The 12944-nt window shown below is 59.5% G+C and carries 9 protein-coding genes, 7 pseudogenes and 1 other annotated feature; of the genes and pseudogenes, 7 read left to right on the top strand and 9 right to left on the bottom strand.

The window, feature by feature from the left end; translation table 11 throughout:
- Window positions 1–683: 683 nt before the first annotated feature.
- The 3 genes and pseudogenes from virD4 to NKK50_RS31100 form a co-directional block, all read right to left on the bottom strand.
- A complete protein-coding gene (gene virD4, locus NKK50_RS31110) occupies window positions 684–2429 on the bottom strand; it encodes a type IV secretion system ATPase VirD4 (protein ID WP_286488985.1) in 1746 nt (581 codons plus the stop codon).
- 247 nt (window positions 2430–2676) lie between these two features.
- Window positions 2677–3219 carry a hypothetical protein gene (locus NKK50_RS31105; RefSeq protein ID WP_245261469.1) on the bottom strand — a complete coding sequence of 181 codons (543 nt, stop codon included), beginning with the start codon at window positions 3217–3219 and terminating at the stop codon, window positions 2677–2679.
- 535 nt (window positions 3220–3754) lie between these two features.
- Window positions 3755–4057, bottom strand: a pseudogene (locus NKK50_RS31100) (integrase core domain-containing protein); the annotation flags it as partial.
- Window positions 4058–4087: 30 nt separating this feature from the next.
- Here NKK50_RS31100 and NKK50_RS31095 point away from each other — a divergent pair.
- A pseudogene (locus NKK50_RS31095) lies at window positions 4088–5533 on the top strand (IS30 family transposase).
- Here NKK50_RS31095 and NKK50_RS31090 read toward each other — a convergent pair.
- Both NKK50_RS31090 and NKK50_RS31085 read right to left on the bottom strand, forming a co-directional pair.
- A pseudogene (locus NKK50_RS31090) lies at window positions 5512–6403 on the bottom strand (IS3 family transposase); the annotation flags it as partial. The pseudogenes NKK50_RS31095 and NKK50_RS31090 sit on opposite strands and share 22 nt — an antisense overlap.
- Window positions 6036–6152 (bottom strand) — a sequence feature (AL1L pseudoknot). Its footprint overlaps the pseudogene before it by 117 nt.
- Window positions 6404–6558: 155 nt before the next feature.
- On the bottom strand, window positions 6559–6708 hold the full coding sequence (locus NKK50_RS31085; protein ID WP_023703136.1) for a hypothetical protein: 150 nt from the start codon (window positions 6706–6708) through the stop codon (window positions 6559–6561).
- Here NKK50_RS31085 and NKK50_RS31445 point away from each other — a divergent pair.
- Together NKK50_RS31445 and NKK50_RS31080 are read left to right on the top strand one after the other, a co-directional pair.
- A pseudogene (locus tag NKK50_RS31445) lies at window positions 6688–6846 on the top strand (IS6 family transposase); the annotation flags it as partial. The gene NKK50_RS31085 and the pseudogene NKK50_RS31445 overlap by 21 nt on opposite strands.
- Window positions 6847–6905: 59 nt before the next feature.
- A complete protein-coding gene (locus tag NKK50_RS31080) occupies window positions 6906–8825 on the top strand; it encodes a potassium transporter Kup (RefSeq protein WP_352463800.1) in 1920 nt (639 codons plus the stop codon).
- Between the two features lie 156 nt (window positions 8826–8981).
- On the opposite strand, the pseudogene NKK50_RS31075 reads toward NKK50_RS31080, so the two are convergent.
- From NKK50_RS31075 to NKK50_RS31065, 3 genes and pseudogenes are all read right to left on the bottom strand, one after another.
- Window positions 8982–9661: pseudogene (locus NKK50_RS31075) on the bottom strand (IS6 family transposase).
- Between the two features lie 50 nt (window positions 9662–9711).
- Window positions 9712–9875, bottom strand: a pseudogene (locus NKK50_RS31070) (DUF1403 family protein); the annotation flags it as partial.
- Between the two features lie 233 nt (window positions 9876–10108).
- Window positions 10109–10486 carry a hypothetical protein gene (locus NKK50_RS31065; RefSeq protein WP_023690673.1) on the bottom strand — a complete coding sequence of 126 codons (378 nt, stop codon included), beginning with the start codon at window positions 10484–10486 and terminating at the stop codon, window positions 10109–10111.
- A gap of 294 nt (window positions 10487–10780) precedes the next feature.
- Here NKK50_RS31065 and NKK50_RS31060 point away from each other — a divergent pair.
- The 3 genes and pseudogenes from NKK50_RS31060 (at window position 10781) to NKK50_RS31050 (ending at window position 12300) form a co-directional block, all read left to right on the top strand.
- Window positions 10781–11507 (top strand): annotated as a pseudogene (locus tag NKK50_RS31060) (IS6 family transposase).
- Window positions 11504–11683 carry a hypothetical protein gene (locus NKK50_RS31055; protein WP_352544360.1) on the top strand — a complete coding sequence of 60 codons (180 nt, stop codon included), beginning with the start codon at window positions 11504–11506 and terminating at the stop codon, window positions 11681–11683. The pseudogene NKK50_RS31060 and the gene NKK50_RS31055 overlap by 4 nt, the downstream one beginning before the upstream one ends.
- A complete protein-coding gene (locus NKK50_RS31050) occupies window positions 11683–12300 on the top strand; it encodes a hypothetical protein (RefSeq protein ID WP_023679572.1) in 618 nt (205 codons plus the stop codon). Before NKK50_RS31055 ends, NKK50_RS31050 begins: the two co-directional genes overlap by 1 nt.
- Window positions 12301–12405: 105 nt before the next feature.
- On the opposite strand, the gene NKK50_RS31045 is transcribed toward NKK50_RS31050, so the two are convergent.
- The gene (locus NKK50_RS31045) at window positions 12406–12681 is read right to left on the bottom strand and encodes an acyl carrier protein (protein ID WP_023679571.1); all 276 of its coding nucleotides are present in this window, start codon (window positions 12679–12681) and stop codon (window positions 12406–12408) included.
- 79 nt (window positions 12682–12760) lie between these two features.
- On the opposite strand from NKK50_RS31045, the gene NKK50_RS31040 reads away from it, so the two are divergent.
- A partial coding sequence (locus tag NKK50_RS31040) for a response regulator (protein ID WP_352544297.1) occupies window positions 12761–12944 on the top strand: 184 nt, incomplete at its 3' end.

Here is a 12944-nt window from a genome sequence, read left to right as displayed (position 1 = left end):
TATGCTGGAGATTGGGGTGACGAGGCTGATCAAGCCTTCCAACAGTACCAGCCTGATCAATTACGGCGAGAGCTACCGGTCCGGAGATCGCATCAGCCCCTCTCTGCATATGCACGCGGCCGCCTGAATTGCCGATTTCGCTCAGCTGCTGCTGAATGGCGACGGCTTGCGGCGTATTCAGGGCCCTCTGCGTCTGCGCTGGCCACAACAGCGCTGGTGAATGTTCATTGTTGGGACGACTCACTCGGGTGGTAGGTGGTTGCCCTGGTCAAGCTCATCCGGCGAAGGGCGGATCTGCTGTTGGCTGGCAGCCAAGACTGGGGGCGGCGGCCCGAACTCCGGCGTCCCAGAGCTTGCGAAAGCCTCCGACACGCTTCTGTTGAGGTCATCCCGTCCAGCGGGCATCCCTGGGTTGCTGAAAAAAGACGAAGCGGCTTGATGATCCTGCCCTCGCTGAAGCACCTCGCGAAACCCCCTGTTCCAGTCGCAGAAGCTCCTCTGGATTGGTTGGCGGCTCGTCAGCTCGACCATCGAACAGCGGCCGGAGCGCCTCGGACACGTGCTGCTCAAAGCCCACTTGCCGGGCTTGGCCCGCTTGCCCCACTTCCAAGCCGGCGTCCTGCACCTGCGACAAAGCTGTTACACGGGATGGATTTTTTCGCGGGGTCCACACCAGCCTCACATCAAACTGTATCGTCAAAGTCCTGCGCCAATTCACACAGCGGGTCATCGAGTTGAGATTCGGCGGGGAGCGCCTCCTCTGCTCCCGTCAAGGGCGCCGGCTCCGGGAGGGCGCCTGTCTGGCGTTCAAAGATGCGTTTCAGAATGCGATCCGAGAAATAACGCACCTTCCTCAATTTTAATGGTGGCAGACCTTTGATGAGAACAATCTCGTAGTCGTCATCGAGCAGCCGAACCTGTTCGGGACGCAATAGCGGTGCACCTTGATGTGAATTCTGAATGGTCCAGTCGAACGTTCGCGCCTGGCTGTGGGAAATCGATTTGGCTTCAAACGTGTATTCACCGATGGCCTTGGAAATGTAGTTCGGAGTTTCGTCATCAGCCGTGGCCATGAACACTTGCAGTCCGGTATTGCTGAGAAAATTCTGCTTGCCAGCCTCTCCATAAGCCCCCGTCAGTGCCGAAAGGCTTTGGATGATGAGCATGAAACGCCCCTTGTAGCCCGCGATAGTCGTGATTGCGGTCTCGATCGCCTCCAGCTTACCCAAGTGCTTGAACTCGTCGAGCAGGAAGAGAACCTCGTGCTTTTCATCCCGGCGGGCCAGCGACCGCTGCAGAATTGAAACGATTTGCTGAAAAAACAAGCGTATCAAAGGCGCGATCACCTCAAGGTCGTTCGGACCAACGCAAAGATAGATGCACGTTCTGCGACGGCGAAGATCATAGACCGAAAAGTCCGAGCGACTTGTGGCCGCCTTTACAGCGGGATCCGCCCACAGGTTGAGCCCGCCATCGCCGAGCACGGAAGTGTAGGAGGTTAGGATTTTCGTATCGTTCCCCGCCATGTCGTCGAAGATGCGTTGTGCCTCTTTGTTCTGAGTCTCCATAGCGAGTCGCGCGAAGAGCTTAAACTTCTCCCCCGGCTGGGCGAAGAGGTCGTAGACGGCGCCGATTGTTGGCGTGCCCCGCTCGATGCAGGCAAGGATTCCCGCGACAAAGATATCTCGCGCGCCGCTGACGAAACCTTCCGCGCCCTCCCCCTTGGCCGTAATCAGGTTTGCGGCCAAGCGGCGGGCCTCGGTGAATTGCTGCTGTGGAGGCAGCGCTATAAGATCCAACAGCGGATTGTAGCAGTTTGTGCGCCGCTCCGAATCCAGCGGCGCGAATTTAAACACGTCGTCACCTGCGGCTTTGCGCGCCCTCGAGGTGAGCTCAAAGAGCTCCCCCTTGACGTCCAGAGCTATCACCGAGCCTTTGAATGTAAGTAGCGTTGGAATGACTATGCCGACGCCCTTGCCAGCGCGGGTCGGTGCAACGATGAGGCTGTGAGGCTGCTCGCCATTGGTCAGGTAGTAGCCAGGCCAGAAAGGGCCACTTGTCTTCCCAAACACCGGCCCTGTCACGCCACGGTATCGTCGCAGATATCCCGTGCGTCGCATTTCATCCACTCGAGCCCAACGAGCCGTCCCGTGGTGTTCGAGCTTGCGGCGCAATACGATCTGCTGAATCAGCAAGACGACCGCGGACGTCGAGAGCACGATAGCCGCGCCCCGATAGAAAACGGGGGTTGCGAAACCCAAATAGAAGGGCGTTTCAAACCAAAAGGCACGGACATCAAACGCCATCAGAGCCTCGCCGCTGCCGCCGTGGCGGAAGGTTGCGTAAAGACTTGCCGCACAGAAGCCCACGGCGAGTGAGCACGCGATGCTAATGGCTATGTTGGGGGGCGTCGTTTTTGTTGAAAGCATTGTTCCATTGCCGGATTAGCCGTAGCTAATGCTGCGCGTGCTTCAGAGACCGAACCGGCGTCGCGCGATGTCGCCGCTCGACAGATCGATGCCGCAGTGGGTGGTGCGATGCTTGCAGCGCATCACCCGGCAGACGTGGTTTTTGAAAGTTACACTAAGCAGGTACGTCAACGGCCAGCGAATTGGAAACGGCAAGGCCGTAGACGGAATTCGGGAGAGAAAGCGTCACTGTACCATGGCCGAGACATCAACGGCCGGAGCGATCTCTGCTTCTGGTGGCCTCCATTAGGTCCTCTCGGGCGTGATTGTAGGCTTGGCTTATGGACCGCCCGACTTGAGCACCCCGCTGCAGCTGTTCATAGGAGGTTTGCGGGCCTACTGTATCACGGACTGCAGCCTCAATACCTGCTATGTGGCCGTCCAGATTCGCACTCCGTTCCTCTGCTGCATGCTGCGGCGGCGGCATGTGCGGCAAGATGTCTTGCATGCCGGGAAAAACTGAGTGAGCTTGGGCCTGTTGATTTGCGTCGAACTGGTGATACATGTTGAGAATAGCATTGGATGCCATGTTTCTGACATTGCCATCCGGATCAGAAGAAGCCAATCCAATGGCCTGATCAAGAATGCGAGATTTGTTTTCCTCAGTAAACTTACTGAAGTGTGGCGCAACGTAATAAGTTCCGAGAGCTTGCGACGGCGGATCCATGTTGCCAATGCGATTAACAATAGCATCTTGCAGCCCTGGCGTTAGGTAATTGCCTAGATTACTGGCCGCTCCGACTTTCTGCAATGCTATGTCATCCGTGCTGTACCCCAATTCGGCTGTTAATGTCGCGGCCAGATTGATGGCTGATCGTCCAAGCCGATTGGTCCGCCTTTCAAATCTCGCGAGGTCAGTTTCTGGCCCGGGTTGAGTGCCCCGAACGGCTGTTCGCTCGTGCGTCCCGAGGCCTTTGAAGCCCCCAAGATTTCGCGCTGTATCGCGCGGGTTAGCGGTTACCAGCCGTTCTGCAACATCGCTCAATGGCCCCTCTGGAACGTCACGGAGGCTACTGCTCCCCACGCCTTGAGATGATCTTGCAGCTGCGCGTGCCCGTTTGTTATCGCGATCCATTGCTCGCCTCCAAAGTAGTTATTCTACCCAATGAGGTTACCACCGAAGCTTGACCTGCTAAACCGATATGATGTTACAGTTGTAGTATGGCAAAGGGTTCCCAGCTCTGTGGGTCTGCCAAGTGCCCGTCCAAGCCGAAGAAAATACGATGAAGCTGGCATCAAATGCGATGTGAACTGCCCCGGGTTGATCGGAGGCCGTTTCGTTTGAGTTACGCGGCTATGGCTGGTTCATCCAACATGGCGTAGTAGCGTTCCTCGGCTTCGGCCGGCGGGATGTTGCCGATGGGCTCCAGCAGCCGGCGATTGTTGAAGCAGTCGACCCATTCGAGCGTGGCGAACTCGACGGCCTCGAATGAGCGCCAGGGTCCGCGTCGATGGATCACCTCGGCCTTGTAAAGACCGTTGATCGTTTCGGCGAGAGCATTATCGAAAGAGTCGCCGACACTGCCCACTGCGGGTTCGACGCCGGCCTCCGCCAAGCGCTCGGTGTATTGAATGCTGACGTGTTGGGCGGATTCAACCGGTCGTCGCAACACCAAGGGATTGGAGGTTGCAATGACGGTTCACCAACGCGCTTAGATCGGTGCACTCGAAAGAAGCTGGATTCGCCCGGGCGTCCGCCTGCCTGGCAGCGTGAGAATCGCTTCCGGTTCTGGCAAGCTATTGCCTTGGGACATTCGAGCGAGGAGGCCGCACTGGATGCCGGTACATCAACGCCTCTTGGTCCGCGCTGGTTTCGGAGTACAGGAGGGATGCCGCCAACGCATTTGGCGCCGTGGGCGAAGCCGCCTTCGGGGCGATATCTTTCTTTCGGGAGCGCGAGGATATTGCGCTTGAGCTTGCCAATGGGATCGGCATCCGGGCCATTGCTCGTAAGCTAGGTCGGCCGCCGAGCACAATCTCGCGGGAGGTCAGGCGCAATGCCGCGACGCGTAGCGGCAATCTGGATTACCGGCCAGTGCCGCCCAATGGCACGCGGATCGTGAGTCCCGCCGGCCTCCTGGCAAGCTGGCGGTCAATCCGGCTCTGCGTGAATGTTGAGGAGCGCTTGGCCGGCAAAGTCACCAACCCCAATGGCGCCTCATTCGAGGGCCCCAAGGTGGGTGTGGAAAAAACGACAGAGCCGGAGGTGGTCGGCAACCTGGAGCCCCGAGCAGATCGCTAAATCGGCTTCAGATCGATTACCCAGAGGATCAAACCATGCGGATCAGCCACGAGACGATCTATCAGTCCTTGTACATTCAAGGACGCGGAGCATTGCGCCGAGGACTGACCGCATGTCTGCGTTCAGGCCGAGCGTTGCGCGTACCGCCCGAACGCGCGTACCGCGCGAACGGGCCCGAGTTCGCAACAAGTCCTTCATTGGAGACGCCCTTATAATAAGCGACCGTCCGGCCGAAATTGCCGATCGGGCTGTCCCCGGACATTGGGAAGGCGACCTCATCCTTGGCCTCGGAAGCTAGGCGATCGGTACGCTCGTGGAACGAAGTTCACGCTTCACAATGCGTGCTTCACCTGCCGCGCATGCAATGGCTATCAGCAGAGCCTGCGCATCAAGAACGGTCCACCACTTGCCGGCCACGGCGTTGAAGCAGTCCGCAGAGCCATAGCCCGATCCATGGGCAAACTTCCCGAGCAACTGCGTCAGTCGCTGACTTGGGCCCATGGAGCGGAAATGGCGCAGCAGCCGACCTGCGCATCGACACCGGGCTCGAGATTTTCTTCTGCGATCCCCAAGCCCGTGGCAGCGAGACTCCAACGAAAACACCAACGGCTTGCTGAGACAGTACTTTCCAAAGGGCACGGATCTCAGTCGGCACACAGCCCGGGAACTGGACGCAGTCGCCCATGCTATCAACACAAGACCGCGCAAAACGCTCGGCTGGAAAACACCTGCCGAACTCCTCGACCAACTCCTTGGGGGACAGTATGATGCCGGTGTTGCGACGATCCGGTTGAATCCGCCTTGGCTGCCTCTATCGCTGTGATGGATGAGCCCGCCTCCCCGCACGGGCCGCCGATCATCGAGAGCCTGTTCCAGGGCATCGAGAACGAAGGCTGCATGCGCCGTCCGGCTCACCCGCCAGCCGACGATCCGACGGGCATAGGTGTCGATGACAAAGGCGACATAGACGAAGCCCGTCCAGGTCGCGACGCAGGTGAAGTCGGAGACCCGCAGCATGTTCGGCGCGGAGCAGTGGAACTGGTGGTTGACGTGGTCGAGAGGGCAAGGTGCGGCCTTGTCGCTCACCGTAGTGCGGATCGGCGGACGATGCCTTCGAGGCTCATGGCCTTCATCAAGCGGGCAACCGTGCAGCGGGCGACGTCGAAGCCCTCGCGACGCAACCGCCGTCAGACCTTGCGAACGCCGTAGACGCGGAAGTTCGCCTCAAACCGTCGGACCTCATGCTTCGAGGCTGTATCCCATCTTGCCCGAGCCGACAGCCGGCAGGGGTCGACGCGCTTGGCGACATGGTCGTGGTAGGTCGACGGGGCGATCGGCAGCACCTTGCAGATCGGCTCAACCCCATGCGCCTTGCGGTGATCGTCGATGAACGCGATCGTGGCCTGAACCGGCGGTCGAGCTTCGCCTGGGCAAAATACGCGGAAGCCTTGCTCTCGTTGGCCTGCGAAGCTCGCGGCTCTCGCGTTCCAGAGCCTTCAGTTTCGTCGCAGCATCCGTGGGAACTCCGGCGCGCACGCCGCCGTCACGCTCGGCTTTCTTGCAGCCGATCTTGGCGGCGATCGATGAAACCGCCGCCCAGCGCGACGTATGCTCGCGTTCGTGATCCAGAACCAGCCGCACCGCGGGGGGTCCGGACCTCGGGAGAGAACTTGTTGGTCGCCTTGCTTGTCATGGTTCCACCTTCTCAGGAGTTGGAGCCTCCGATCAACCCGGGGCGGAACACAACAAGGGGCACGGATCAATCTGGGCGGAAACCTTAGAGAATCAGGCCCTCAGAGCCTTTGGTAATAACCGACCCCTCGCACCTGTTTGGGCTGGGTGTACAAGTCAGGTTTTCATCAGGTTGGACGAGTATGTCTGGCAGTAGAGCGCGACCACTTCCGTGCCCGCCCGCTCGTCTGGCAGACACACAAAGGAGAAAGATATGCCGTCAGCTACAAGCAGCGCCATCGTTTCCTGCCGCAGATCATCGCCCATCCGGTCTGGCCCTCCTTCAGGTCCCCTTGAGCCTGTGTCTCGTCGAGGAAATGGCCCGGGAGCGGGATCGTGGTTTCGTATGAGACAATCCGCCGGTGCGGCAACAAATGCGGTCCGCATCCGGAGCCATTACGTCGCGGCACTTGATATTGCAGTGCAGCAAAGGTAGAGGGCCGCCCCTTATCGGAGTGTCGTCCATGGCCCTTACCAATGCTGGTAGCGAGGCAGAACCCGTCGAACAATCGAGCCATCCCGAAATCGAACAGCACAGCACCAAGGTGCTGATGCTAGGCGCGCTCGGCGTTGTCTATGGCGATATTGGCACCAGCCCGATCTACGCGTTCCGTGAGGCGCTGGTGGCGTCGTCGGGCGGCAATGTCGCCGAGCGCGGCGATATCCTCGGCGTGCTGTCGCTGATCATCTGGTCGCTGACTATCATCGTCACCATCAAGTACATCATGTTCGTGCTGCGCGCCGATAACGGCGGCGAGGGCGGCGTGCTGTCGCTGATGGCGCTAGCGCGCGGCAGTTTCCCCAAGCGGTCGGCGGTGATCCTGGGCATCGGCATCGTCGGCGCCTCGCTGTTTTTCGGCGACGCGGTCATCACGCCCGCGATTTCGGTGCTGTCGGCGGTCGAGGGTATGAACGTCGTCACGCCGACCTTCCAGCCCTATGTGGTGCCGCTGACACTGGTCATCCTGGCCATGGTGTTCGCGGTGCAGCGCTTTGGCACCGGCGGGGTGGGATTGGTATTCGGCCCGGTGACCGCCGTATGGTTCCTGGCAATTGGCCTTTCCGGTCTCAACCACATCATCGCCGATCCAGAAATCCTGTGGGCGGTGAGCCCGCACTACATCGTCGCCTTCCTGATCAATTCGCCCGATGTCGCCTTCGTCACCATCGGCGCCATCTTCCTCGCCGTCACCGGCGCCGAAGCACTCTATGCCGATCTCGGCCATTTCGGCCGCAAGCCCATCGTGCTCGCCTGGCTGGCCATCGTGTTTCCCTGCCTGCTGCTCAATTATGCCGGGCAAGGCGCCTTCGTGCTGGCCAAGAACGGCGTCGTCGGCCATCCATTCTTCGAGATGAACGAAGGCTGGACGCTGATCCCGATGGTGGTATTGGCAACCGCGGCGACGGTCATCGCCAGCCAGGCGGTCATATCGGGCGCCTTCTCGCTGACCAGGCAGGCGGTGCAGCTCAATATGCTGCCGCGCCTCGAAATCCTGCACACGTCGGAACGGCAGTCGGGCCAGATCTACATGCCGCGCGTCAATGTTTTGCTGGCGCTGGCGGTGATGTTGCTGGTCGTCGGTTTCGGCGAATCGAGCAAGCTCGCCTCCGCCTATGGCATCTCGGTGACCGGCAACATGCTGGTGACGACGGTGCTGCTGTTCGTCGTCATGACGCGCATTTGGAAATGGCGCCTGTGGGTGGCGGTGGCGATGACGGCGGTGTTCGCGTTCATCGACATCGGCTTCTTTGCCTCCAACATCGTCAAGGTGTTCGAGGGCGGCTGGGCGTCGCTTGCGGTGGCCTTCACCATCGTTCTGGCGATGTGGACCTGGGTGCGCGGCAGCCGCTATCTGTTCGACAAGACCCGGCGCAACGAAATCCCGCTCGATTTCCTCGCCGGCAATCTGTTGAAGAAGAAGCCGCAGCTGGTGTCCGGCACCGCCGTGTTCCTGACCAGCGATCCGCAAAGCGCGCCGACAGCGCTGATGCACAGCCTGAAGCACTACAAGGTGCTGCACGAGCAGAACGTCATTCTGTCGGTGGTCACCGCACCGCAGCCGCTGGTGCCCGACAGCGAGCGGGTCAAGATGGAGACAGTCAACGAGTTGTTCATGCGGGTGACGCTGACCTTCGGCTATATGGAGCAGCCCAACATTCCGCGCGCGTTGGCGATCTGCCGCAAGCAGGGCTGGAAGTTCGACATCATGACGACGTCGTTCTTCCTGTCGCGGCGCTCGCTCAAAGCCTCGCCCAATTCGGGCATGCCGGTGTGGCAGGACAAGCTGTTCATCGGCCTGGCACGCACGGCCGCCGATGCGACCGAATATTTCCAGATCCCGACCGGACGCGTCGTCGAGATCGGAACGCAAGTGACGATTTAGGGCATGCCGCGGTTGAGAAGAATCGGTGCTGTCACATTGAATGAGCGTTAAGGAAATTCAGGTAGCAGCGCGCCCGGCACTGTAAGTTTCAGCGGCTTGATGCAGCGATAGCTGGCCGGGACGGCTGTCACGCTGTGGCGACACACGCGATTTTGTTCAGATTTGCATGGGGGCGTTACGCAGGTCTCGATGTTGAGCCGATGACAGCGCATTGCAGGGAAAGTGAGCAGGTCGGCAATCGGATCATGGATGGAAACGAACCGCTGAAGCTGGCGTGCCGACTTGAAGCGTTTCATGATCCTTTCGCGTCGTCGGGTCGGCTGGTGCGAATTTTCCGCTCGATTATTCAGGCCTGTGTGCGACCGGTGTTCGACGCCGGGCATGAGGTCGCGCATGGCGGCATCATAGCATCGGAGCTTGTCGGTGATCATGATCCGTGGTGTCCGCCCTTGAGCTTTCAGCAACTTGCGCATCAGACGCTTTGCCGCCTTGGCATTTCGGCGGCTTTGTACCAGCACTTCGAGGACGAAGCCGTCCTGATCGACGGCACGCCAGAGCCACTGCTTCTTGCCACTGATAGCCACGACACATTCGTCGAGATGCCATTTGTCGCCCAGGCAGCCGGCTGATATTGATCTCCTGGGCGAAATGCCGTCCGAATTTCTCCGCGCAGCTTCGAACGGTCTGATGCGTGACGATGATGCCGCGGGCCGCCAGCATGTCCTCAACCATGCGCAGGCTGAGCGGAAAGCGAAAGTAGAGCCATACCGCGTGCGCAATGATCTCGGGGGAAAGCGGTGGCGACCATAGAGCGGTCCACGAGCAACTTCTGACATGGCCCAATGTAAGCACATCTTCATAAGCTGTCGGTTGACTTTACGGTGCCGCGCCAAGCGAGCAGCATCCGGCCGGCGGGGCCGACCCCGTCTCCCGGCCGTGAGCAGAACGGCATCACGCAGGGGCCGCTTCATCCTCGACGCGGCCAGCCTGCTTTGCCGTTGCCGCCGCCGCCGAAAGCGCCAGGCGTTGCCGCCAGGCGCCGGTCCGCCGGCAGCGGTTCGTCTCCACCGATGATCCGATTGCCAACCAATTCCACTTTCCCCATACCTGCGTAACGCCGCTATGCAAATCTGGACAAAATCGCGTATGTCGCCGCAGCATGACAGCCGTCCCGACCAGCTATCGCTGCATCAAGACGCTGATATCTTTACAGTGCCCGCACGCCTCTCGCGTGCCAACGGCCAGTCGGTGTCGCGAATTGAGGCGCGCTGAAGCCGTCCGGCTCAGCCGATCATGGCGCTTCGGTTGCCGGGTTCGAGGTCGTGGCCTCTGCCGCTGCGCGATTCTAGCAATTGCGCCTTGGAGAGCTCTGCTTCAGCCTCGGCGAGGCATGGCTCGGCTGCGGTTCTCTGCCGCAGAAGGTCCGATTGCGAATTCTTGACGTTGTCACGACGTAGGCGAGCGGCCTTGGCGAACGTCGGATAAGCGAAATGATTGACATCGGAGATGCCGCCCTTCGTTTCCTCGGCGTTTATCTGGAACTCCAGTTCTCGCGCCATGCGTTCGAAATCGGCAATCATGATGTCTAGCTGGTGCAACTGTCGTCGCTTCTCATTCACCTGAAATTGCTTCAGTCGGACCAGATTACCTCGTGGCTTCATGACTCGGTACTCCGGTACCCATTTCGTCCAATCAAACCGCTCTCTCCCCTTGACGTTAGGCCTACAGCGACTCTCACGTTTTCTGCTGCGAGCGGAAACATATTTTCCAAAATCCTTGGCCGATGGCTATGAGTTCAATGCATCGACAAGCATGCGAGCGGGGGACTTAAGGGGCGGTAAAAAAAGGCGGAATAGGGCGATTTTCACAATGTCTGCATATGAACGCGTTGAGACCTGCGGCGGGCTTGACACACAAAGCAATCGTCAAGATTTGCGACATGGACGCCGGGGGGCATGAATACGCCCGCCGTCAGCTACACGCCCCCCGATTTCCGCCGCCCTATTATCGCCCACGCGCTCTGGCTTTATTTCCGGTTTCCGCTGAGCCTGCGCCTGGTTGAGGAAATGCTGCTGGAACGCGGCATCGTGGTTTCGTATGAGACAAGTCGCCGGTGGGGCATCTAAGTTCGGGCTGGACTGCGCTCGCTGCTTGCGCCGCAAGCCGCCGTGCCGGAATGATGTCTGGTACCTGAACGAAGTGGCGTCACCATCGCCCGGCAAAAAGCTTTGGTTGTGGCGCGCCGTCGACCAGGATGGATATGTGCTGGACGAAATCGTGCAAAACCGCCGCAACACCAAGGCCGCCAAGCGCTTGCTGACGCGGCCGTTGAAGAAGCAGGGGCTCGCGCCGAAGCGCATGATCACCGACTAGCTGCGCTCGTATGGAGCGGCAAAGCGACAGGTGATGCCGGACGTCAAGCACCGGTCGCACAAGGGGTTGAACAACGGAGCGGAGAATTCCCATGTGCCGCCGCGAAAACGGGAGCGGATGATGCAGAGGTCCGATCGCCGGGAGGCCTGCAACGCTTCGTCTCGACCTTGTCAGCCCTCCGCAACCTCTTCGTCCCGCCCCAAACGTTCTGCTCTCGCCATACATGTTCATCGCCTCAGCGCGATGGCGCTGGTGATATCACGACGCGTTTGTACCGCTCGACCTACGCCACAGGTGCCGACGCTGTGACGAGCTTCGTCGGTCGCGTGTCGAGTGACGGCACCGGGGACAATTATCGTCGACCGCAGTCCATTGCCCAGACCAAGGCGCTTCTCGGCGTCGGCACGATGGCAAATCGCAGCGTCACGATCTCGGCCGCTGCCCCTTCTCGCGGCGTGGACGGTGATTTCTGGGTGCAGCCGTAATGGCCCTTTACGTCAAAGCCTCCGGGGTCTGGGGGGCGGCTAGCGCCGTATGGGTGAAAATCTCAAGCCTCTGGACCAAGGCTCGACAGGTCTATGTGCGCAGCTCGGGCGTCTGGGAGAAAATGTTCCCGATAGATCTGGTCTTCAATGGCACTCACGAAGACTCGACTGCCACGACCGTTTACACCCACACCAGCATTCCGCTTCTTGTCGCGCCACACGCTAATCGTCGTGTCATCGTGACAACTGAGACCACTGACACCGAAAGTGCAGTGACCGTCAACAGTATGACGATTGGGGGTGTGGCTGCCACCCTTCTCGCTCAGGTGGAAAGCATCTTCAATTCTGGTGTGGTCTATCTGTCAGTGTGGTCGGCCCTCGTGCCAACCGGTACGACGGCAACGATCGTGACCACGTATAGTGAGAGCGTGTTCCGTGACTACATGTCGGTCTATACGACCACCAATTGGGATGGTGTGGTGGGCACTGTTGCCTCTGACAACAATTCAACGGGTGGCCTGACAACGACCGTCAGCATTGGTGCCCTGGGCGCAGCGATCGCAATTGCGGGCAACGCCACCAAGGGGGCATCGGCACTGCGACATGGACCGGGCTGACCCAACAGTTCTCAAACACACCAGTCACGAATAGAAACCACAGCGGAGCAATGGCAATAGCTACCGCCGCCCAAGCTGCCCTCACCGTAACCTGTGCCTACAGCACTACTCCAGCACTTGTCGCACTGCTGGTGGTTCCGCGGTGCGCAACTCCTGACTGGCGACGGCGTCGGCGACATGCCTTACGGACTCGTATTGCCAGAGCTTGTAATCGTCGACAAACCAGCCAAGTCGGCTCTCGATCGCCGTAGCAAGCTCGTTATAGTCGAGGCTGTCGAGGCCGAGATCCCGCATTCTGGTTGTCATCGACACCTCTACTTTTTCGGCAACTAGAGCGTTGAGGGTTTTGAGAACCAGTTGTTCAATTTCAAGTAATGTCATCCCTAATACATGCCTTTTGCTTGCAGACTCAGGTAATGCAACCCTGATCGGGGCGCAACCCCCAAAACGAGGTGTGCCGTTGAAACATGTTCTTGTCATTGACGATGATGCCGCAATGCGGCGCCTCATCGCCGAGTATCTCACGATGCATGCCCTGAAAGTAACCGCAGTCCACGATAGCAAGCAGTTTGACTATGTTCTTTCACGTGAGCCAGTCGATCTCGTGGTTGTTGACCTCAACCTAGGCCGGGAGGATGGACTTG

Source organism: Mesorhizobium sp. M0001 (assembly GCF_040324255.1).
GTDB lineage: Bacteria > Pseudomonadota > Alphaproteobacteria > Rhizobiales > Rhizobiaceae > Mesorhizobium.
The sequence above is the reverse complement of the archived record's forward strand: the minus strand, read 5'-3'. Positions and strand labels throughout refer to the sequence as shown.